At 61.2% G+C, this 20,333-nt stretch carries 21 protein-coding genes; 7 read left to right on the top strand and 14 right to left on the bottom strand.

What is annotated here, in order from left to right:
* Positions 1-4 precede the first annotated feature (4 nt).
* Together QFZ91_RS04160 and QFZ91_RS04155 are read right to left on the bottom strand one after the other, a co-directional pair.
* The gene (locus tag QFZ91_RS04160) at positions 5-343 is read right to left on the bottom strand and encodes an SDR family oxidoreductase (protein WP_429566648.1); all 339 of its coding nucleotides are present in this window, start codon (positions 341-343) and stop codon (positions 5-7) included.
* Positions 267-779, bottom strand: coding sequence for an SDR family NAD(P)-dependent oxidoreductase (locus QFZ91_RS04155; protein ID WP_429566345.1), 513 nt, complete (start codon positions 777-779; stop codon positions 267-269). Before QFZ91_RS04155 ends, QFZ91_RS04160 begins: the two co-directional genes overlap by 77 nt.
* 89 nt (positions 780-868) lie before the next feature.
* On the opposite strand from QFZ91_RS04155, the gene QFZ91_RS04150 reads away from it, so the two are divergent.
* Positions 869-1,504, top strand: a complete 636-nt coding sequence (locus QFZ91_RS04150; protein ID WP_429566344.1) for a TetR/AcrR family transcriptional regulator — start codon at positions 869-871, stop codon at positions 1,502-1,504.
* A gap of 321 nt (positions 1,505-1,825) precedes the next feature.
* On the opposite strand, the gene QFZ91_RS04145 is transcribed toward QFZ91_RS04150, so the two are convergent.
* Complete coding sequence (locus tag QFZ91_RS04145) at positions 1,826-3,226, bottom strand: pyridoxal phosphate-dependent decarboxylase family protein (RefSeq protein WP_429566343.1); 1,401 nt, start codon at positions 3,224-3,226, stop codon at positions 1,826-1,828.
* Between the two features lie 87 nt (positions 3,227-3,313).
* Entirely contained in the window at positions 3,314-4,240 is a 927-nt protein-coding gene (locus QFZ91_RS04140; RefSeq protein WP_429566342.1) for a LysR family transcriptional regulator, read from the bottom strand.
* A gap of 189 nt (positions 4,241-4,429) precedes the next feature.
* On the opposite strand from QFZ91_RS04140, the gene QFZ91_RS04135 reads away from it, so the two are divergent.
* Both QFZ91_RS04135 and QFZ91_RS04130 read left to right on the top strand, forming a co-directional pair.
* A complete protein-coding gene (locus QFZ91_RS04135; protein WP_429566341.1) occupies positions 4,430-6,715 on the top strand; it encodes an NADP-dependent malic enzyme in 2,286 nt (761 codons plus the stop codon).
* Positions 6,716-6,905: 190 nt separating this feature from the next.
* Positions 6,906-7,208: a DUF4148 domain-containing protein gene (locus QFZ91_RS04130; RefSeq protein ID WP_176378150.1), complete on the top strand. Its 303-nt coding sequence runs from the start codon at positions 6,906-6,908 to the stop codon at positions 7,206-7,208.
* A gap of 35 nt (positions 7,209-7,243) precedes the next feature.
* Here QFZ91_RS04130 and QFZ91_RS04125 read toward each other — a convergent pair whose 3' ends face one another.
* Positions 7,244-7,978, bottom strand: a complete 735-nt coding sequence (locus QFZ91_RS04125; RefSeq protein WP_429566340.1) for a hypothetical protein — start codon at positions 7,976-7,978, stop codon at positions 7,244-7,246.
* A gap of 173 nt (positions 7,979-8,151) precedes the next feature.
* Between QFZ91_RS04125 and QFZ91_RS04120 the strand changes: the two genes are divergently transcribed.
* Positions 8,152-8,472, top strand: a complete 321-nt coding sequence (locus QFZ91_RS04120; RefSeq protein WP_429566339.1) for a hypothetical protein — start codon at positions 8,152-8,154, stop codon at positions 8,470-8,472.
* Positions 8,473-8,593: 121 nt separating this feature from the next.
* On the opposite strand, the gene QFZ91_RS04115 is transcribed toward QFZ91_RS04120, so the two are convergent.
* Positions 8,594-8,755: a DUF1328 family protein gene (locus QFZ91_RS04115; RefSeq protein WP_176122082.1), complete on the bottom strand. Its 162-nt coding sequence runs from the start codon at positions 8,753-8,755 to the stop codon at positions 8,594-8,596.
* A 1,059-nt stretch (positions 8,756-9,814) separates the two neighbouring features.
* On the opposite strand from QFZ91_RS04115, the gene QFZ91_RS04110 reads away from it, so the two are divergent.
* Positions 9,815-10,393 (top strand): GNAT family N-acetyltransferase, encoded by a 579-nt coding sequence (locus QFZ91_RS04110; protein WP_429566338.1) that lies wholly within the window; start codon positions 9,815-9,817, stop codon positions 10,391-10,393.
* Between the two features lie 19 nt (positions 10,394-10,412).
* Complete coding sequence (ligD, locus tag QFZ91_RS04105; RefSeq protein WP_429566337.1) at positions 10,413-12,383, top strand: DNA ligase D; 1,971 nt, start codon at positions 10,413-10,415, stop codon at positions 12,381-12,383.
* 8 nt (positions 12,384-12,391) lie between these two features.
* On the opposite strand, the gene QFZ91_RS04100 is transcribed toward ligD, so the two are convergent.
* The gene (locus QFZ91_RS04100; RefSeq protein WP_429566336.1) at positions 12,392-12,604 is read right to left on the bottom strand and encodes a hypothetical protein; all 213 of its coding nucleotides are present in this window, start codon (positions 12,602-12,604) and stop codon (positions 12,392-12,394) included.
* Between the two features lie 257 nt (positions 12,605-12,861).
* Here QFZ91_RS04100 and QFZ91_RS04095 point away from each other — a divergent pair, with 257 nt between their 5' ends.
* The gene (locus QFZ91_RS04095) at positions 12,862-14,031 is read left to right on the top strand and encodes a zinc-dependent alcohol dehydrogenase (RefSeq protein WP_429566335.1); all 1,170 of its coding nucleotides are present in this window, start codon (positions 12,862-12,864) and stop codon (positions 14,029-14,031) included.
* 100 nt (positions 14,032-14,131) lie between these two features.
* Here QFZ91_RS04095 and QFZ91_RS04090 read toward each other — a convergent pair whose 3' ends face one another.
* From QFZ91_RS04090 to QFZ91_RS04060, 7 genes are all read right to left on the bottom strand, one after another.
* Positions 14,132-14,533, bottom strand: coding sequence for a hypothetical protein (locus tag QFZ91_RS04090; protein WP_429566334.1), 402 nt, complete (start codon positions 14,531-14,533; stop codon positions 14,132-14,134).
* An 84-nt stretch (positions 14,534-14,617) separates the two neighbouring features.
* Entirely contained in the window at positions 14,618-14,929 is a 312-nt protein-coding gene (locus tag QFZ91_RS04085; protein WP_429566333.1) for a hypothetical protein, read from the bottom strand.
* A complete protein-coding gene (locus QFZ91_RS04080; protein WP_176385824.1) occupies positions 14,929-15,291 on the bottom strand; it encodes a hypothetical protein in 363 nt (120 codons plus the stop codon). The genes QFZ91_RS04085 and QFZ91_RS04080 overlap by 1 nt, the downstream gene beginning before the upstream one ends.
* Positions 15,291-16,511, bottom strand: a complete 1,221-nt coding sequence (locus tag QFZ91_RS04075) for an NRAMP family divalent metal transporter (protein ID WP_429566332.1) — start codon at positions 16,509-16,511, stop codon at positions 15,291-15,293. The genes QFZ91_RS04080 and QFZ91_RS04075 overlap by 1 nt, the downstream gene beginning before the upstream one ends.
* Positions 16,512-16,910: 399 nt before the next feature.
* Positions 16,911-17,753, bottom strand: a complete 843-nt coding sequence (locus tag QFZ91_RS04070; protein ID WP_429566331.1) for an alpha/beta hydrolase — start codon at positions 17,751-17,753, stop codon at positions 16,911-16,913.
* Complete coding sequence (locus QFZ91_RS04065) at positions 17,750-19,165, bottom strand: hypothetical protein (RefSeq protein ID WP_429566330.1); 1,416 nt, start codon at positions 19,163-19,165, stop codon at positions 17,750-17,752. The genes QFZ91_RS04070 and QFZ91_RS04065 overlap by 4 nt, the downstream gene beginning before the upstream one ends.
* Positions 19,162-20,088, bottom strand: a complete 927-nt coding sequence (locus QFZ91_RS04060; RefSeq protein WP_429566329.1) for an alpha/beta fold hydrolase — start codon at positions 20,086-20,088, stop codon at positions 19,162-19,164. The genes QFZ91_RS04065 and QFZ91_RS04060 overlap by 4 nt, the downstream gene beginning before the upstream one ends.
* Positions 20,089-20,333 lie beyond the last annotated feature (245 nt).

Below are 20,333 nucleotides of genomic sequence, written 5' to 3'. Positions count from 1 at the left end.
ATGTTTAGAGCCGGGCGCCGCCGGTCGCATCGATCACCTGTCCCGTAGTCCAGCGTGCGTCATTCGAGGCCAGGAAGGTGATCACGTCAGCCACGTCGTCAGGTCGACCCACTCGCGAGAATACCGACATGGCCTCCGCGCCGGCGCGCGCCTCCGGTACGGTAAGCCACTCCGCATTCATGTCGGTGTCCGTCACACCCGGCATGACCGTATTGACCGTGATGCCGCGACGCCCGAACTCGGGAGCAAGCGCCAGCGTCAGGGTCTCAACGGCACCCTTCGATGCGGCGTACGCGGGATGCGTTGGCGCGGCCACACGCGTAAAGCCAGTCGAAACGTTGATAATTCGTCCATTGTCGCGGAGATGATCGGCAACGGCCCTGGATCAGAAAGAACGGTGCCTTGAAGTTGACCCTCAGGACCTCGTCGAAGGTCGCCTCACTGGTCTCGGACAAGGGAATCCCGGGTGCAATGCCGGCGTTGTTGACTAGAATGTCAAGCCGAGGTTCGCCCGTGGCGGCAATCGCGGCTGCCTTGAACTGCTCCCAGATACTGTCCGTTGCTTCCTTCCCGCGGTTCAAGTCCGCTTTGATGGCGACGGCTTTTGCTCCGAGGGCCTCGATCTCGCGAACGGTGGCGTGAGCGGCATCCGCGTTGCTGCCGTAATGCACGCCGATGAGCGCGGCTCCTTCTCGCGCGAAGGCCAGTGCCACAGCACGGCCGATACCACGCGAGCTTCCCGTTATGATGGCCGTTTTGCTTGAAAGCTTTCCAGACATCATTCACTCCTTTCTGAATTGAATAGTGATCGTTATATTAATGACGCTGGAAACACGCTGTCAATGTTTTTTATAGGAATCGCTACAAAATGAGTCACCCCACCCGAAAACGTGGCAGACCGAGGTTGCTGGAGCGCGACGTGGGGCTCGATGTCGCCGCGCGGCTGTTCTGGGAGCATGGATACGAGGGCACCTCGATAGCCGACCTGACCGAGGCCATGGGTATCCCGCCGCCGTCCCTCTACGCAACGTTCGGCTCGAAGGAGGAGCTTTACAGAGAGGCGGTCGACCATATCAGCAAGCGTGAGAACGGGCAGTGGCTGGAAGCCCTGCAAGGAGGCATGCCGGCCTACGATGCGATAGCGTTCTACCTGCACGACGCCGCGGCACGTTTTACCGACCCCGGAAGGCCGCGCGGCTGCATGATTTCGACGGCTGTTCTTCAATATGCCGAAAAGAGCGAGTCCGTCGCACGGACGGTCGCCGAGCGGCGGGAGTCCTGGTTCCGGGCCGTCAAGGCACGCTTCGACCGTGCCGTCGCCGAGGGTGAGCTTGCCGCTGAGACCGACACCGAAGCTCTCGCCCGCTTTTACGAGGCGGTTGTGCAAGGCATGTCGGCGCAAGCCTGTGACGGGGCATGCAGGGCAATATTGAAGCGGCTGGCTGATATTGCGCTGTCGGCATGGCCTCGGCCTCAACCTCGTCGCAAGAAACCGGTTGCGTGAGTGTATCGGTCTGGAGTTGTGTAAAAGATGAGGAGGATGGGCCAAATCTCGGGGCCGCGGATTCGTGCCACGAAGGGAATGAGAATCGCGGCAATCACGGCAAATCGCAGCCCAGCGAAGAATAGCGGTGGCAGCACCGTGAGCCCCGCTTTTACGACGCAAACTGAAATCCCCACAGCAAAGGAACAAGCAGAGCCGCTGCTATATGAATAGCTTCCATTGATAACCAAACCAATCAGCCCACAAGTAGACGCGGGAAATGCGTCGCGCCCCTTCGTCAGCAGTTACGCAGCCGGGCTGCTGTTCAGTGTCTGCACGGCGTCACGGCACACCTGCTTGCGCGGCGCGAATCATTGCCCGAAGGCTCGTCTGCACATCCGTCTCAGTGGTGGCCCAACTGGAGACGCTGATTCGCATGGCGACGCGGCCATGCCATACTGTGCCGCCACACCAGCAAATCCTCTCGGCTTGAAGACGGTCAATTACGGCGCGCGTCATCTCCGGGGTACCAAATGAGACGAGCACCTGATTGAGTACGACACGATTCAGGATTTCAAAGCCACTGGCCTGGAGACCTTGGGCAAACATTCGGGCATAGCGGCAGGTACGTTCGACTAGCCCCGCAACGCCATCTCTGCCCAGGTTAAGAAGCGCGGCCCAGATATCCACACCACGCGCTCGTCTCGAGGATTCCGGCGTGTAGTGCGACGGTTCTCGGTCAGTCGCATCGCCCTCTGCCAGGTATGCGGCATTCAACGACATTGCCGCACGCAGAGTGGCAGCTCTGCGCACTAGAACGATGCCATTGTCATACGGTACGTTGAGCCATTTATGCCCATCCGTCGCCCAGGAGTCGGCTTCGGCGACGCCATCCGTCAGAGTGTCGAACTGACGATTTGCAAGCGCCCACAGACCGAATGCACCATCAACATGGACCCAAGCCCCGGCTTTCCTCGCAAGCCGGCATATCTGGCGCGCCGGATCGAAATCGCCGGTATTCACGTTGCCAGCCTGGATGCACACGATCGTTTGCTCATCCAGTTCCGGAAGCTCGCTGACTCGCATCCGGCCCTGGTGATCTGTTGGCACTACGATGACCCGCTCGCGTCCGAGTCCTAACATCGACAACGCCTTGGAGACGGTCACGTGAGTCTCTTTACTGACGACTACGCGGAGTTCCGGAGCGCCGTAGAGCCCCTTCGCCTCCACGTCCCAGCCCAGGCGGGATAGCAGGGCGTGGCGTGCTGCTGCCAGCGCCGTAAAGTTCGCCATCGAGGCACCCGTAACGAAGGCTTCTCCGATGTCGTCCGGCAAGCCGAACAGGTCGCCGATCCAGCGTAGCGCGACGTCTTCGAGCGTTGCCGCGATCGGCGAAGTCCACCGAAAACACGCGTTTTGATCCCAGGCAGTGGCGAGCCAGTTTGCTGCGATGGTCGCGGGCAGCGCGCCGCCGATCACCAAACCGAAGTACCGTCCGCCCGTTGTCGCGACGGTAGCGGGTGACCCAGCCTCGTCGAGGCGGCGCAAGACTTCACGTGCATCCAGCCCAGCGTCTGGCAGTGAGTGCCGGAATTCGTTCAGGCCTTGCAATGCCTGGGTAGAAACGTTGACAGGCCTGTCATGCACAGACTGAACATAGGCGAGCGCACGTTGCGCGGCGTCCTGCAGCAGTTCGGCGGTCGGGGTCAGTCCGGCTGCTTTTGCACTTTCGTCGAGTGTCATTTGGTTCGTCCCGAAGGTTTAGGCACACGATCATGCGGGCGCAATAGAAAATGGTCATGTTTCTCAAGCAGCGCCTTGCGACCAACGCTACCCGAGCGACGCTGGATCGCTCACTACCTTGGTCTGGTATTGCGCACGCAATGATGCGGCGAAAATCGTATCTATCTCGCGCGGAATACCCGGGCGGGTGAACAGCGCAACGGGTGGCAAGGTCCAGTCGAACGCATAGGGGACAATCGCCACACCCGCAATCCGTACCAGTTCTTCCGCGATGTCTGCGGGCATGATGGACACCGCGTTCTCGTTCAATGCGACCGTCTCGCCAATCAGCCGCGGCGAAAGGCTTTCGACAACGGGAAAGGGCGGTGTAACGCCGGCGTACAGGAACAGATCGGATATCTGGTCGCGCATCGGGGTTTGCGATGCACCGAGAATCCAGTCGAGTTCGGCGAGTTTTCGCCAGTTCATTGCGCTGCGCGAGAGTCTGGCAGCGAGGCGTCGGGAAGCGATCAGACGGGGTTTTTGCTGATGAATTACTTCGAAATGAAGGTGGTCGAGATCGACGCTCGACGATGCCCGTCCGATCACGATGTCGAGCGTATGGTCGCGCAATTGGGACATTAGCCCTTCGCTCGTGCCTTCGTGGATGGAAAACGTGAGCCGCTGCGAAATCTGCGACTGCGTATGACGGATTGCCGACGCCAGAGTCTTTCCTGAAATGAAGGAAATCACGCCAATGTGAAACCGCGTTGCGTGACCGGAGATCAGCGCACCGACATCGGATGCGAGGTGGTCGAGATCGTGCAGCATCGACTCGGCGCGTGCGAGGACGGTCGTGCCGAGCGCCGTCGGAATCATGCCGCGCGACGAACGCTCGAACAGCGCGCCGCCGAACATATCCTCCAGTTCAGCGAGGGCATTCGTGATGGCTGGCTGACTGCTCGCCATGTGCTCGGCTACGCGTGTTAGAGAGCCATGTTGCCGTATTTGCAGCAGCAACATGAGATGGCGCATTTTCAGGCGTGCGCTCAAGCGCCTTATCACTTCGTCCGTGTTGAATGACACGATGGTGGGAATCCAGCCATAACCAAAAGGTGATGCCCCGATAATAAAACAAAATAAACCCCGCATGCCTCGTTCCTAGAATGTGTTCCACGACGATCAGCCGGGATGGGCCCGGCGTACACATAGGAGCACGCACATATGGACAGGACCGAACGCGAGGCAGCCCTGCAGTATCACGAGTTTCCTACGCGGGGGAAGATATCGGTGAGCGCAAGCAAACCGCTCGTCACGCAGCGCGATCTCGCACTCGCCTATACGCCGGGCGTGGCGGTCGCATGCGAGGAAATCGCGGCGGACCCGCGCGAGTCGTTCCGCTACACGAGCCGAGGAAACCTGGTCGGCGTGATCACGAATGGCTCGGCGGTGCTGGGTCTCGGCAATATCGGTGCGCTCGCGTCCAAGCCGGTGATGGAGGGCAAGGCGGTCCTGTTCAAGAAGTTCGCGGGCATTGACGTCTTCGACATCGAAATTACAGAGAGCGATCCCAACAAGCTCGTGGATATCATCGCGAGCCTCGAGGCGACATTTGGCGGCATCAATCTGGAGGACATCAAGGCGCCCGATTGCTTTATCGTCGAGCAAAAGCTGCGCGACCGTATGAAGATTCCCGTTTTCCATGACGACCAGCACGGTACTGCGATCACCGTATCGGCCGCGTTTCTCAACGGTCTGAAAGTGGTGGGCAAGGACATCTCGAAGGTGAAGGTCGTCACTTCAGGCGCAGGTGCCGCGGCGCTCGCGTGCCTCGAGCTGATGGTCGGTCTCGGACTGCCGCGCGAAAACGTCTGGGTGACCGACATCGAAGGTGTGGTCTATCAAGGACGCAAGGCCGCGATGGACCCCGACAAGGCGCGCTTTGCACAGGCCACGTCGGCGCGGGTGCTGTCCGATGTCATCGAAGGTGCCGACGTATTCCTTGGGCTTTCGGTGGGGGGAGTGCTGACTGCGGAAATGGTGAAGCAGATGGGGCCGCGTCCGCTGATTCTCGCGCTCGCCAATCCGACGCCGGAGATCTTTCCGGAGAAAGCGCGCGAAGCCCGTGATGACGCGGTCATCGCGACGGGCCGTTCGGACTATCCGAATCAGGTCAACAATGTCCTGTGCTTTCCTTATGTGTTCCGCGGTGCGCTGGATGTTGGTGCGACCACCATCACGCGGAACATGGAAGTGGCCGCCGTTCACGCGATTGCCGGCCTCGCGCAAGAGGAACCGAACGACTCCGTCGCGGCCGCGTATGGTGCGTACGATCTTTCCTTCGGGCCGCAGTATCTGATTCCAAAGCCGTTCGATTCCCGGCTTATCGTGCGCATCGCACCCGCCGTCGCAAAGGCCGCGATGGAGGACGGCGTGGCTACGCGCCCGATTGCCGATTTCGATGCTTACGCGGATCAGCTTCAGCAGTTCGTCTATCACTCCGGCGCGTTCATGAAGCCGTTGTTCTCCGCCGCGAAGCAATTCGTGCGCGAGGGTGGGAACTCGCGCATCGTCTTCACGGAGGGCGAGGAGGAACGTGTTCTGAGGGCGGTTCAGGTGATCGTCGACGAGAAGCTGGCGCGGCCGATTCTTGTCGGCCGACCGGAAGTGCTGCTATCGAGAATAGAGAAATTCGGCCTGCGGCTGAAGCTCGGCGAGGACGTCGAGGTCACGAACCCGGAAAACGACGAACGCTTTCACCAATACTGGACGACGTATTGGGAACTGCGGTGCCGCGATGGGATCACGAAGGAAATGGCGCGGGTTGAAATGCGCCGCCGCCTGACGCTGATCGGCGCCATGATGGTGCGACTGGGCGACGCGGACGGGATGATATGCGGGACTGTCGGTGCTTATCACAAGCATTTGCGCTTCATCGACGAAGTGATCGGCAGGAAACACGACGCACAAACTTATGGGGCGATGAATATCCTGCTGCTCGACAAGCGCACGCTGGCACTCGTCGACACACACGTCAACGACAACCCCACGGCGGAACAGATTGCGGAGTTCGCGATTGCGGCCGCAGCGCAAATGGCATGGTTGAATCTGTCGCCCAAAGTTGCGTTGTTATCGCGTTCGAATTTTGGCTCGGGCAGTTCTGCATCGGGCGAGAAGATGCGGAAAGTACTGGCACTCGTCAGCGAACAGGCACCCGACATCGAGATCGACGGAGAAATGCACGGAGATTGCGCGCTGGATGAAGCGCTGCGTCAGCGTGTTTTACCCACGTCGCGACTGAAGGGCGCCGCCAATCTGCTGGTCTGTCCGAACGTCGATTCGGCAAATATTGCGTATAACCTGCTGAAGACGGAGGCAGGAAGTAATGTTGCTGTGGGGCCGTTCCTGCTCGGCGTCAATGCACCCGTCAACATACTGACGTCCAGTTCGACGGTTCGTCGGATCATCAACATGGCCGCGCTCACGGTGTTGCAGGCAAATCGCGACTAAGTACAAAGCAACGTTCCTCTGGACCAATGCCAGTTGCCGCTGCGCGCTCGACAACGTGAGCGCGATGCCAGCGCGGTTCAGATGATGGCGGGGCGGTTTTGCCAGTTGCTGCGGTATGAAGGAACGACCTGGCGACGAGGCGCCAGTCGCGACGACGTACTATCATGCAATGAAGGGAAGTCCACGTACTATGACCAAGTCGCTTCATTCAGGATTGACGCTTCCTGCCGCGGTACTTTTGCTCGCTGGCTGTGTCGTCGGCGGCATGCCATATACCGGGCGGCATCTCAGCCCGGCGGAGTGCCGCGACCTGGCGGCGCTCAAAACCAACGCGCCTCCGACCTTGGCACAGCACCAGAACGAACTCGCGGCCTTGAGGAAAGCAGGTTACGACCCGTCGCCGTGGAATGACGACCCGTACTACCCGGATGATCTGCAAGCGGCGCAGCGCCTGGTCGACTATTGGTTCCAAACTGAGTGCCTGCCGCATTGATTGCAGTTGGCCCGGCGTCTTCGGCTATCAGCCGCTTACTGCGGCTTCGTCAAATCCTGCCCAATTGCTGCGACGACTGCCTGTTCGCAATCCTTGAGACCTGTCACCGACTGATCGAACTGGTCGGTCAGCGTGCCGAAGCTGCCATAACGATATTTGGCGTCTGCTTCGATATGAATCGAATTGGCCTTGATGTCCCAGCCGCAAGCGAATGTCTTAAAGTACATGTCCTGCCTGGACTTGGAATCGAGCAGGCGCGCACGGATAACGACCCACGGAATGAAGTCGCTCGTGTCCGGTGGGGATGCATAGCCAAAGGAAGTAATCCACACGTTCAGGATGGCATCCGCGTCGGTCTTGATATCTGAGAAGTCGTCCGACTTGCCATCGCTTGCGAGCTTGACGCTCTGGCCGTGCAGCGCAACGATCTGATAGCCGGCATTGGAAAGTCGCGCTGTAAGGCCATCGTCAACAACGGGAGCGAAAACGATTTTTTCGCTCGCCACACGCTGCGTGTACGTACTCGTATGATTGGCGTTGACCCCTGCTTGCACCAATCCACCAATCAATCCAAATGCTCCAGCAGCGCCACCGAAGTTGACCACGCTCTCTCCGCGCGGTTCCTTGACGTCCAGCATGGCGATCGTATGGAGCTTTTGTCGATTGCCGGCGGCAAGGTCGGTTTTCGGAAGCGAAGTGCAACCGGTGAGCAGTGTTGTGACGACAAAACAAGCGGCAAGCACGAACTTTGAAAGTGCTTTGGTCTTCATGATTGTGTATCTGCGGATTGAGAGCGTCGACGCCCAGCGCCTTTTTGAATAATGGCCATCCCGGGAAATGAGGGACCGGCAAGCCATTTATCGGCATCACAGGTATGAACTTTAGAACTGCGACGAAGCTAGACCCGCTTTCTGATCCATGAAGACATCGAACACTATTGCGCGTGTCCGCACTCGACAAACAAAGATTTACACGGCGCGACGGGCTGTTTCCGGACCGAAACCAGCCATCTATTCGCAGCCTCTTGATTGCTCGTCGGTTTGCGACCGACCTCGTCGTCGGGGATTGCTTTGGGAGCGACGCGGCCTGGCCGGCCTCAAGCTGCTACGTCACCGTCCAGCGGTTCGGCAACTTCATGTCCTCGGCCCTGCTGGTTCCGATGCCGATCGGCAGCACCGTATGCATGGCTCATGGCATGGCTGCATCGCAGTCTTTTGGCCTGGTGATGTTCTGCGTCGCAAGGCGCCATGGCGAGTCGGGGTGACCCTGCCGCGAGCTCGATGGTTATCTCGTCTCACCCAGCAAGTCGGCGCGTTCGCGCTGCTCCCGTATTTGACGTTAGAGGCGCTTTCTGATGTTTCGCACCAACATAACGGCGCCCGCGTTCACCGTCGCATGAGGCCCATCACGAGCGTGACCAGGAAAATCACAACAAATATGACGAAAAGTATTTTTGCGATGCTGGCTGCACCTGCAGCGATGCCGCCAAAGCCGAACGCTGCGGCAATGATCGCAATGATGAAAAATACAAGGGCGTAATACAACATGATGTGTCCTCCTCCCATCGCGGGCAGCTCGCGTTATATGCACGCTTGACGTTGTAGTCATAGCAACTCCCGTTCCTCACCGGATGGAGCCGGCATATGAATGCCACGGGAACGGAATCAGCCAGCTATCGCAGTACTCCATGGATGGTCCGACGAATGACCGCTCGGTTCATTCATCGCGGCCGGCGGCTTCGAAGTCTCGCCAGAGGCGGGCCGTTGCTATCTCGCCGAGGCGACCGCGGTGCTCGACCGCCCTGCCGTCGCGTCGATGCATCCCGTGGACCAGGTCGATTGGCCGGCGCTAGCGCGTGTTACTTCAAATCATTCGGCGGCGCAGATAGCGCCCCATGCGGTCAACGTTTCCATATCGTCGTCAATCTCGCGGCAAGGACGCCATGCTGGCTGCGCGGATGAGCGTCGATGGGAGTTTGCGGTTGTGCAGCACCGGAGGCGCGGCGACTCATGATTGCGTGTCTGGCATATTCGTTGCGCTTCGGGAAATGCCGGCTTGCGAAATCTGGCAGCCCACCGGGTATAGCGCAGATTCGCCCAACGGCGTTGCCGCGAGTTTGCGGTCATTCAAGGGAGGCAATCATGAAAGCAACGAAGACAGTAATCGTCTGTCTTGCATTGGCGCTAGCGTCGGTCGGCGCGGCCTATGGGCAGGGCGGTGGAGGCGGTGGAGGCGGTGGAGGCGGTGGGACGAGCGCTGGTGCTGGCGTGGCGGGAGGAGCCAACGGAGCGGGCCAGGGTGGTGCGGGAATCAGTGCGCCGAACACAGGCGCGACCAGTGGTTCGACATCCATGTCGAAAGGTTCGACGGCGGGGTCGCCAACCCGACTCCCGCAGAAAGGCCCACACGCTAAAGGCGCGTCGGACACGGCTGCATCAGGTGCGCAGTAAACAGGCACAGCGAGGCGATGTCCGATGAGCAGATTCCTCGGGCACTCGTTTTGTCAGTCGCATGTTTGCATCCCGACGGGGACGTATGAGGTTTCAGGAATGACCACTGATGCATCGAAAACAGGCTGAAGCCGAGGGCGCATCAACGGAGGACCGATGACTCAGTCATGCATTGCCATAACCGTCCGGCGCGAGGACCCTGCCTCGCTTGATGGACAAATCCTGCTTGATGAACTCAGCGCCACGCTGGCGGTATTTTCAGGCGATGGCGGGCAGTCGAGGTTTTGTCTCGCCGACTTTCACTCGTCGAATGGAAGGTTTTACGTTGCCCGCACCCTGGTCGGGGAACCGGTCGGATGCGGCGCATTCTGGCATTTCGACTCGCGCACGGCGGAACTCAAAAGAATCTACAGCAGGCCGCATTATTCAGGCGTCGGTAAAGTGATTCTGCAGCAGCTTGAAGTCAACGCGGCAGCCGCCGGTTATCAAAGGCTGGTCCTCGAGACTCGCGCGGTAAACAGGCGCGCGATCCGATTTTATGAGCGCAACGGCTTCAGGGCGGCTCAAAGGTACGGGTCCTATGTAGAACAGTCCGACGCGTGCTGCTTTGAAAAGATGCTCCTTACCGCAGGAGGTGAAGAGGCTGGTTGGCCGACCGGCAGGCAAGGCGGCCCAGATCGTTCAATGCGCGAACGCGGTTGTGGCGATGCCGATCGAATTGACCGCCGCCAATGAAGCCGAATAGGCTCATCACATGAGCAGCCGGTGGAACTCCTCGCGGACCCGTCGCGCCCGTACTCCTGTGGGTGAGCCCGGAACGTTTCCCGTTCTGATCGAGCCACAGCTCGCTACGCTGGTCGATCGCGCACCGGCAGGCGGCGACTGGTCCTACGAAATCAAGTTCGACGGTTATCGGATGATGGTCCGCATCGAGCGTGGCACCGTCCAGATTTTTACCCGCAACGGACATGATTGGACTTCACGTATGCCCAGTCTGACCGACGCACTCACGGCTTTGCCAGTCGAGGAGGTGTGGCTCGACGGCGAGGTAGTCGTGTTGGACGCGGAGGGTCGCCCCGACTTCAATGCGCTTCAGAATGCCTTTGACCGGCGCAGCACCGCGGACATCGTCCTGTTCGTCTTCGATATCCTCTGGCTGAACGGCACCGATCTGCGTGAACACCCGTTGCGTGAGCGTCGCAAGCTTCTTCGCGCATTGATGCATGAAACGGACGCCGATGTGTTGCGATTGTCGGAAGACTTCGCGAAAGACCCGGTGTCGCTGGTCGCTTCCGCTTGCCGCATGAAGCTCGAAGGGATCATCGGCAAGCGCGGCGACGCGCCATACCGCTCCGGACGATCTACCGAGTGGATCAAGCTCAAATGCAATTTGCGCCAGGAGTTCGTGGTAGGCGGCTTCACCCGGACCAAAGGTGCGCGCTCAGGTGTTCATTCCCTGCTGCTCGGCGTGTACGAACAGGATGGGTCGCTGCGCTACGCGGGCAACGTCAAGCCATACTTGTCCAGTCGCGCCGCGCACGCCTTCCTGCGGCGCGCCAGCCCAGTCACCGCTAGCAAAACAGCGTTCTACAACCCTCCCAAACCGGAAAAAAACCGCGACTATCTTTGGTTGGAGCCGATGCTCGTCGTCGAGTGTTCGTTCCTCGAATGGACGCCCGCTGGCGAAGTCCGACATCCGGTTTTTCACGCGATCCGGGAAGACAAGGCCGCGGGCTCGATCACCGAAGAGCCGATGATCGCCGTCGAGTCGGACGAACCGGTCGAGGCCGATACGGGTTCGACTCGCCAGCGTCCAGGGCCGAAAGGAGCCGTGACGATCGGCGGCATCCGGATATCCAACCCCGAGCGGGTCATGGATGAGGTGACCGGGCACACCAAGCGCGACATGGTCGAGTACTACGCTGCGATATCCGAATGGGCGTTGCCGCATCTGCATAACCGGCCGTTGGCGTTGGTTCGCGCGCCAAACGGAATTAAGGGCGAATTGTTCTTCCAGAAACACAGCGAAAAGTTCCAGATTCCCGGCGTCGAAGAACTGCCTGCCGAATTGCATCCGAGGCATCCGCCGCTGCTAGTTGCCAACAAACCGGAGGCGCTGATCGGTCTCGCCCAGATGGGCGTTGTCGAACTGCACTGTTGGAACGCCGCAGCACCAGACCTCGAGCATCCCGACCGGATCATCTTCGACCTCGATCCCGACCCGAACCTACCATGGAGCGCAATGCTGGAAGCGGCCGAGCTGCTGAAGGTCGTGCTCGACGAGATAGGTTTGCGGTCATTCCCGAAAACCAGCGGAGGCAAAGGATTCCATGTCGTCGTGCCGTTGACGCGACGTCAGGCCTGGAGTGAAGCAAAGGAGTTCGCGCAGGCGGTCGCCCGTCACATGTCGCGGGTGGTGCCAGACCGCTTTTCGGCGGTCCTTGGTCCTAAAAACCGCATCGGCAAAATCTTTATCGACTATCTTCGCAATGGCCGCGGCGCGAGCACCGTTGCCCCTTTCTCGGTCAGGGCCCGTTCCGGAATGGCAGTTTCGATGCCGGTGTCGTGGGACGAATTGCGGCGGGTCGGTCGAGGCGACGAATGGACCATGCGCAAGGCGATCGAACGTCAGCGTTCCCTGAAGTTCGATCCATGGGAAGACTACTGGCGCACGCGGCAGGGAATCACCGCCGCGATGCGCCGCGCCGTGGGCATGAAGCGCTAGCTGCCGCGCTACTCGGTGCCTTTCAGCTCAGCGTGCCGGTGTGAATGCGTCGCTGCGTACTTGAGCTCGTAGTGAGCTCCTTTGCCGCTGCGTGTCGGGGGAAAATGCTCTCCTTCCACGCACGTTACTTCGAAAGTCCCCTTGCCATCGTCATGGACAACCGAATAGATGCCGGACGTTTTGACGATCTCGCCGGGCTTGAAAGAGTTATCGCCTGCCATGTTGACTACTCCGTTGATGAATAGACCGGACCAGCAATGGCTGTACCACGCGCGCGAGACATGGGGATGTTGATGATTTTCGTCGCTGTCGTGCGATAGGTTCGGACAGCCGGGTTGACGACGGCACGTCCGTTGCTCCTGCACGGTGGCGCTTGCGATGGCGTCGGCGCGATCGACACGCCGCGTCGTCGCACGCGCATCCGCGAATCCCGACCCTGTTGGCCCGCGCGACGGGCCCATCGACTACGAGGCACGACATGAGAGCCCTTTGCTGGCACGGCAAGAAAGACGTCCGCTTCGACAACGTCCCGGACCCGGTCATCGAGCATCCGCGCGATGCGATCGTCAAGGTGTCCAGTTGCGCGATCTGCGGCTCGGACCTGCATCTGTTCGATGGCTTTATGCCGTCGATGAAGTCGGGCGACATCCTCGGCCATGAGTTCATGGGGGAGGTCGTCGAAGTCGGCTCCGGCAACGCGAGGCTGAAAGTGGGCGAGCGCGTAGTCGTGCCGTTTACGATCGCCTGCGGCGAGTGCGATCAGTGCCGGCGTGGCTTCTTTTCGGTGTGTGAGCGTTCGAATCGCAACAAGGAGATGGCCGACAAGGTGTTCGGCCATACCACCGCTGGCCTGTTCGGTTACTCGCATCTGACGGGCGGCTATCCGGGCGGGCAGGCCGAATACGTGCGTGTGCCGTTCGCGGACGTCACGCCGGTCAAGATTCCCGACGGCCTGACCGACGAGCAGGTGCTGTTTCTTGGCGATATTTTGCCGACCGGCTGGCAGGCCGCGGTGCAATGCGAAATACAGCCGACCGACACTGTCGCGATCTGGGGCGCGGGCCCGGTCGGCCAGTTCGCGATCCGCAGTGCGATCATGCTCGGCGCAAGGCAGGTGATCGTGATCGACCGCGTTCCCGAGCGCCTCGACATGGCGCGCGCCGTCGGCGCGATCACGATCAACTTCGAGGACGAGAGCGTGCTCGACCGGTTGAAGGAACTAACGCACGGCAAGGGTCCGGAAAAATGCATCGACGCGGTCGGTATGGAATCGCATGCGACGCGCTCGTTCGATGCGCTTTACGACCGCGCAAAGCAGGCGGTGATGCTGGAAACGGACCGTCCGCATGTGCTGCGCGAAATGATCTACGTGTGCCGGCCGGCGGGCGTGCTGTCGATTCCGGGCGTGTACGGCGGCCTGATCGACAAGATCCCGTTCGGCGCCGCAATGAACAAGGGCTTGACGTTTCGCATGGGGCAGACGCACGTGAATCGCTGGACCGACGATCTGCTGAAGCGCATCCAGGATGGGCATATCGATCCGTCGTTCGTGATCACCCATACGGTTCCACTCGAACAAGGGCCCGACATGTACCGCGTGTTTCGGGAGAAGGAAGACGGCTGCATCAAGGTGGTGATGAAACCGTAGAACTTCCAGGCACTTTTTCCATTTCCTATCGGTGGCGACAACAAAGGCGCACAACCGACCCTTCATGTGTTTGAGCAGAAGGGCGGCTGGCCTTCGGACGTCAGTGCGAGTTGCAAAGTCGCCAGCGGGATCCCGGCGGCCTTAGGGCGAACGCCCCGCAGTCTTTCAGCCTTGCGCAGATCTGTACCAGCAGTGCTGGCGGCGGATCGGCGGCGACCAGCAATGCGTGGCCGGCACGCCTGTCCTCACTTATGCTCGCTACGAAACAGTCGGCTTGCGGCTCGATGAACCGGTTGACGGCGATCGACCCCCATTCCCCGTGAGCCGCATATTCTGCATGATCCATTTCGTGCGTCGGGAGCACCCATTTCGCGGCGCCAGGCGAAGCCGCGAGTGAGAAAACGAACACGTCCAGCTCACATAAATCGGACTCAGCGAGAGCTTGGCGTGCGTCAGAAGCGTCGCGATAACAGCGGAAGATTGCGCTCAGATACTCGGCCATTTGGCGCCCCGTCCTTTTTTCTATCGCTTAAGCGGGAAGCACGCTCTGTGCCGCGTTCCGGCCGCCGGTCGATATCTTCAGCGGCTACGCCAGTCCCTGAACCTCAGCCACATCGCACAGCAGGCGCGGGTGCCTGGGATCGGACACGTCGATCTGGTTCCACGCAATCCGATGATGCCGCCAGCGCCCCTTGCGCTGCGCCACGTCACGCAACAGCCTTGGCAGCCAGCGTACGGCGAGCCGCTCGACCAAGGCACTCGGACCGATGTGAAATTCGCTGATCATCCAGGCGTCGTGGTCTTGAACGAGCTTGATTGCCTCGATGCGGCCTGGTGATGAGCCGTCTGGCGTCAGCACTTGCCGACCGACGATCAGATCGATGTTGATCTGCGCCATCATCGCGATCCCGGAATGCGCTCGACGACGTGCTCGCGTAGCCAGCGCTGCCAGTTGCCAAGCGGGGTATCGCGCGCATCCAGGTCCACCTCGATGTCGACCCCCAAGCGACGGACCCGACTCCAGGGAATCCAGTACGGTTCGACGTAACGCGCGCCGCCGATTTTGCCAGCGAGTCGCGCGACCCGACGCCCGGCTTGCTCGCCAATGCGTCGCGCCATCGCGACTGAACCCGTCTCGAGCGCAACCAATTCTGGCGGCCGTCCCGGCCGCAATTCGGCGACGATACCGTCGACCCGCCCCATCTTCGCACCATAGCGATCGACAAGCTGTTTATCGAGCACGTCTCGAACAAGATCCATTACGCACCTCCGAGTATCTGTAGTGGCACTGTGACGATCGCCAGCACGAAGCTGAGCGCGACGATCGCGATGACAACAAGATTGGAAAATACGCCGTTGCAGTGACGCCCGAGATAGCTCTCATCGTTCATCAACGCCAGGAACGGAATCACGGTGAGCGGCAAGCTCAGCGCAGTCAGAGCCATGGAGAATACGGTTAGCTTGAGCGGGTCGATGCCGGCCGCGATCGGTATCGCACTGACCGCAAGCGCACACGTGTAGACGAGGCTGAATGCCGGGTCCTCGCGCGGCTTGCGGTTTTCGCCCCAGTTCCAGCCGAAGCCCTGGGCAAAGAAGTACGCCTGCTCGAGCGCGATCTCCAGCGTCGCGCCGAAGCACGCGAAGGACAGCGACGCGATGAACAGAATGAATCCCCAGAAGCCGAAGACCGCGACGAGCATCAGTGGCAACTGGTGATAGCTGTCGACGCGCGTGATGCCGTACGCGCGAAACACGCATCCGGCAGTGATCAACACGGCTAGCGATATGACGCCGCCAAACGCCATGCCGAGGGCGGCGATCGCGCGGTTCGCGCCAAGATAGCTCTGGTCCCAACTGTCCTCGATCGCCCCGGACGAATAGAACAGGAACAGTGATGGCGTTATCGACGCGCCGAGAATGCTCACGACGGTGAACCAGTAGTTCGCCGGATCGTTACGCGGCAAGCCAGGCATCGCGCCCAACGCTACCTGATGCCAATCGGGCCTGAGCACGACTGCTGCCGCGACAAAGCTCAAGGTGACGAGGCCGAGCAGCGACATACCTTTTTCGATCAGCCCGAACGTGCTACGCCACAGGACAAACCATGCCAGCACCGCAACCGGCAAGGCCCACCATTCGTGTCTTACCCCGCTGGCCAGTTCGAGCGATACACTGACGCCTCCGATCTCCGCCGACAGCACCAGGGCGTTGACGATGAGCGTCGTGACGAAGGGGAAAAGGAAGAATTTGATGCCAAACCGGTCACGAATTCCGTCGGCGATCGTATGGCTGCTCACCGCGGCGAATCGTCCCGACATCTCGGTCAGAAAGACGATGCATACCGTGCCGACGACGATCGGCCAAGCCAGCTGGAAACGGAACGCGGCGCCTCCTTGCGCCGCCGTCGACAGCGACCCCATCTCCAGAAAGCCCCCAACGCTCGTCACAATGCCGAGAGAAATCTCGAGCAGCTTTTTCATCCGTCCCGCTCCCGCTGAGCACAGCGATGCCAGAGCATCGTTCGTTCCCGCGTGACCGGCCAGTTCGCAGACAACGCATGAGCGGTCCTTCCCGGAATACTGGGAAGGACAGGACCACCGAGAGACGCACTCTCGCGGCAGGACCGCTGCCGCACGGCGGCCGCTTCGTAGGCGGATCAGGAAGCATTGCCCAGACGGAACGAATCTGAACATCACGCAAACAGGCTCGCGGGGCATCATCGAATGAGAGTGTTCTGGAATAGCGAGTCGTCCGGGGCGACTGCGGGGTGGGCTCGGGAACGCCGGTGGCGAGTTCGAGCGGACTAACTAATGCGCAGCTATTCGAGCCGGCGAGCGCGCAGGGCCGCCCAGGAGCGCACAAGGTCCTGTCCTGTGCTGCTAGCGGCGTGTCCCCGAAGCCTTTTCGATATCCTCGAGAAGTCTCAGTACGGTCTCGCCGCCGCCGCGTTCCCAGCAATTGGTGTGATCTGCACCCTGCAGCATCAATAGTCGCCGCGGCGCGGCAGTGTGCGCATATAGGTGGGCGAAATGCTGCGGTGGGATCACGTTGTCATTTGTTCCGCCATAGATCACGACGGGCACCCGCACCCGCGCGATCTTCGCGAGATTGTCATACTGATCGCGAACCAGCAGGCCCACTGGCATGAACCAGAAGACCCGTGCCGCGACATCTGCGATCCGTGTAAAAGGCGCTTCGAGGATGAGGCCTTCGATCCGCCCTGGAGCCTGTGCTTCGGCCGCGAGTTGCACCGCCACGCCGGAGCCGAGCGAATAGCCGTGTAGAACGATGCGTGCATTCGTACGCTCGACGAAGCGAAGTGCTGCGCGCCCATCCTCGTAAAGGCCCGCTTCGTGAGGTATGCCGGAATTGCCTCCGTAGCCGCGATACTCGGCGAGGTAGACTCCGTAGCCACAGTCGAGCAGTGCGCGCGCGATATGCCCGCGTTGCGAGAGGTCTTCGCCGTTGCCGTGAAAAAGCACCACGGTCAAGCGTCGTGACGATGCCGGCGCTTTGTACCAGCCATGCAGATCGAGCCCGTCCGCTGTGGTGGCGGTGACTACCGACATGTCGGCGAGCCCTGCTTCGTTCGGCTCACGCCGCCGCCATTCCCCCGGATAAATCAGGCGTCCCTGCATCCAGAAAAGTGTGGCGGCCGCCGCGCCGTATGTCGCGGCGCAGGCCCCGAAAAACCAGGCCAGCAGCGCGGTGGCGCCGGTCATGAGACCTGCTCGGCGCGTGGCAGCATCGCGGCGACGCCATACCGGCTCCCGTGACGCAGCAGGGCGGCGTCGAATGCTTGCACGCTCAGCGGCGCCGGTAGGGGCATGCGTGGCCTTTCGCTGCCGCGTCGAGCGAGTGCTTCGTCGAAGCGCACAAAGGTGGCAAAGTCGCGAGGAAAGCGTTTCGCATCGACGCCGCACAGACGCGCGTCGGGCGAGGCCGACGCGATGATCGTTTGCCATTCGCGCGCGGGCACCACGCCGACGCCTTCGGTGCCGTGCGAAAACAGCATCAGGTCAATGTGTTCGAAACGGCCTTCCCGTTGAAGCAGCCGCGTGAGGTTTCGCGCCGATGGCTCGGTGCAGAACACCAGCCAGAACGGCAACGCGCCAAGATGCATCGTCGTGTATGGATCGAGCAGCACGAAGCTATCGACGACGAGGTGCCGCGGCTCGATACCTTCATCGCAGTACCATTCGCGCAGTGTGTCGAACGCGAAAAAGCTCAGCGATTCGGGTTCCTCGAAGCGAAACTCGACTAGGCGCCAGTCGGCCTGCTGCGCGAGGGCACGCAGAGAGTCCAGCAGGCTCATGTCGAAGCCCCATTCGGCTTCAGGCGCGGGCGCATCTGGCGAGGGCGGATCCCAGCGGGTGCGGGCGCTGCCATAACGGGCCAGGTATTCCCGCACACGCGGGCCGCCACCGAAGTATTCCTCGCGTGTCGCGCCACCCGCCGCGCCAAACTGAAAGAAGGCGCGCTCGCCGATACGCGTGACGGGCCACTGCAAAGTGCATATGTCTACATACAGCGTCGCGCCGGCGGGCAGACTGCGTAGCAGGAACTCGCGAAACCCGAGTGCCAGCGCGCGCTGCTTGATGCGGTAGTAGCGCATCGTACGCAACATGAGCCGGTCCTGATTTGGATCGTGCATGTGGTGAACGGCGATTCGTCCGTCTGCCGCGAGCAGCGCCTCGCGCGCATGTCTGCCGTCGCGCAGGCCTGCTGCGGCATCATCGGGATCGCTGCCGGGCGCACGGACGGGGCAGAGAAAGGTCTGCGGCAGCCAGGGCACGCCCATGGCGGCGGCCAGATGCACGAGCGCGCCGTTGGACGAGCCAACGAAGGCGGCCGGGTACTGGCGGCGCGGATAACGATCGGCAAGCCACGTCGCTATGGTCTCGATGTCAAGGCGCCGCGCCGCGCGCTCACCTATCGCCTCGGTTGCGCCGCCGATGGAGTACGCCCATTCGCGAGCGAACCGAGGCAGGAGATTGATCAGCGGCATGCTGCGGTCGAGCAGTGGTGACCCGCTCGGGCTGCTAAAAGGCTCGCCGTGCAGACAGGCGCCCAGTGCACCGACCATCGCGGCGGCCGAATCGAATCGCGCAATTCCTCGCGGTGCGCTGCTCATGGCTGCTCCATTCGCCCGGAAGGTTCGCCGGGTAACGCGTCGACGAACTGACGGATCGCCAGCGCAAGACTGTTTGGATACACATAATTCAGAGTGTGTGTGCCGCCGTCGATGATGACCAGTTGCGCGCAGCGCAGCCGCGCGGTCACCTCGATGGCCCACTCGCGCGGCGACACAGGATCCCGGGAGCCGCACACTACGAGGACGGGAGCGCGAACGAGCGGGAGCCGGTTCTCGATGCGATCGCGAATCATGATGCGCATCGTGGCCAGTGCGCGCAGCAGTCCGGCCTTGGCGTAATCGATGCGCCCTGGCGCCGCCGGCGAATGAGGCCGCTCGCGGCGGCCGTTGACCAGGGCGCGCCAGATTTGGACCGGCAGATGCCGGGCCCGGCGATCCGCGGTGGGCCCTTGCAGCACCAATGCCTTGACGTCGCCGGGATGACGCGCGGCAAGTTCGGTCAGGATCTGGCAGCCGAACGAATTGCCCACAAGAACGGCCGGTCGGAGCCCGGTGGCAACCAGCCACAGGTGCAAAGCATCGGCGAGACCGGGCAGATCGAGCCAGCGGCCGCACAATGCGCTTTCACCGAAGCCAGGTAGATCGGGAGCAAACACTGGAAACCACCTGGCTAGAGCTAGTGCAAGCGGTTCCATGTAGCGGCTGGAGACGACGAGACCGTGGACGAGTATCACTGGCGGGCGAGCGGCAAATCCATTCGTGGCGGTGGCGTCGGTCGTGCTTGCGGTCCGCGCGAACATCCTGTAAGGACCCGCCTGCACCCAGCGCCCTCGAATTCCAGAGAGCCGGCTTTCCTCAGTCAGCTCCGGCGTTTGACGCAGGCGCCCCCAGTAGCGGAGCAGCGCCACGGCGGCGGCACTCCCGGCGATGGCGCTGGCAACCAGCGCGATCTTGCGATGCATACGCGTGTCGCCCGTTTCCGTGCGCCCGACATCGCAGTGATCGTCGCGAGAACGGGTCCCAGGGTACGCGGCCCGTGCGCTGCTTGTGTTGGCCCGACTTTGACTCATCCGTCATCCTTGGAGCGGTGGTGGCAGATTGAGCGCGGTTGCAGTGGTCCTCTCCGGCGCACTGTTGCGACCGGGGACTGCCACCATGCCCGCGCGCAATGCGCGGCATCGTGAGTGTGCAACCGGCGTGCCACGAA

This window comes from Paraburkholderia sp. JPY419 (assembly GCF_050435705.1).
In the GTDB taxonomy this organism is placed as follows: Bacteria; Pseudomonadota; Gammaproteobacteria; order Burkholderiales; family Burkholderiaceae; genus Paraburkholderia; species Paraburkholderia youngii.
This window is presented reverse-complemented; position numbering and strand designations above follow the sequence as displayed.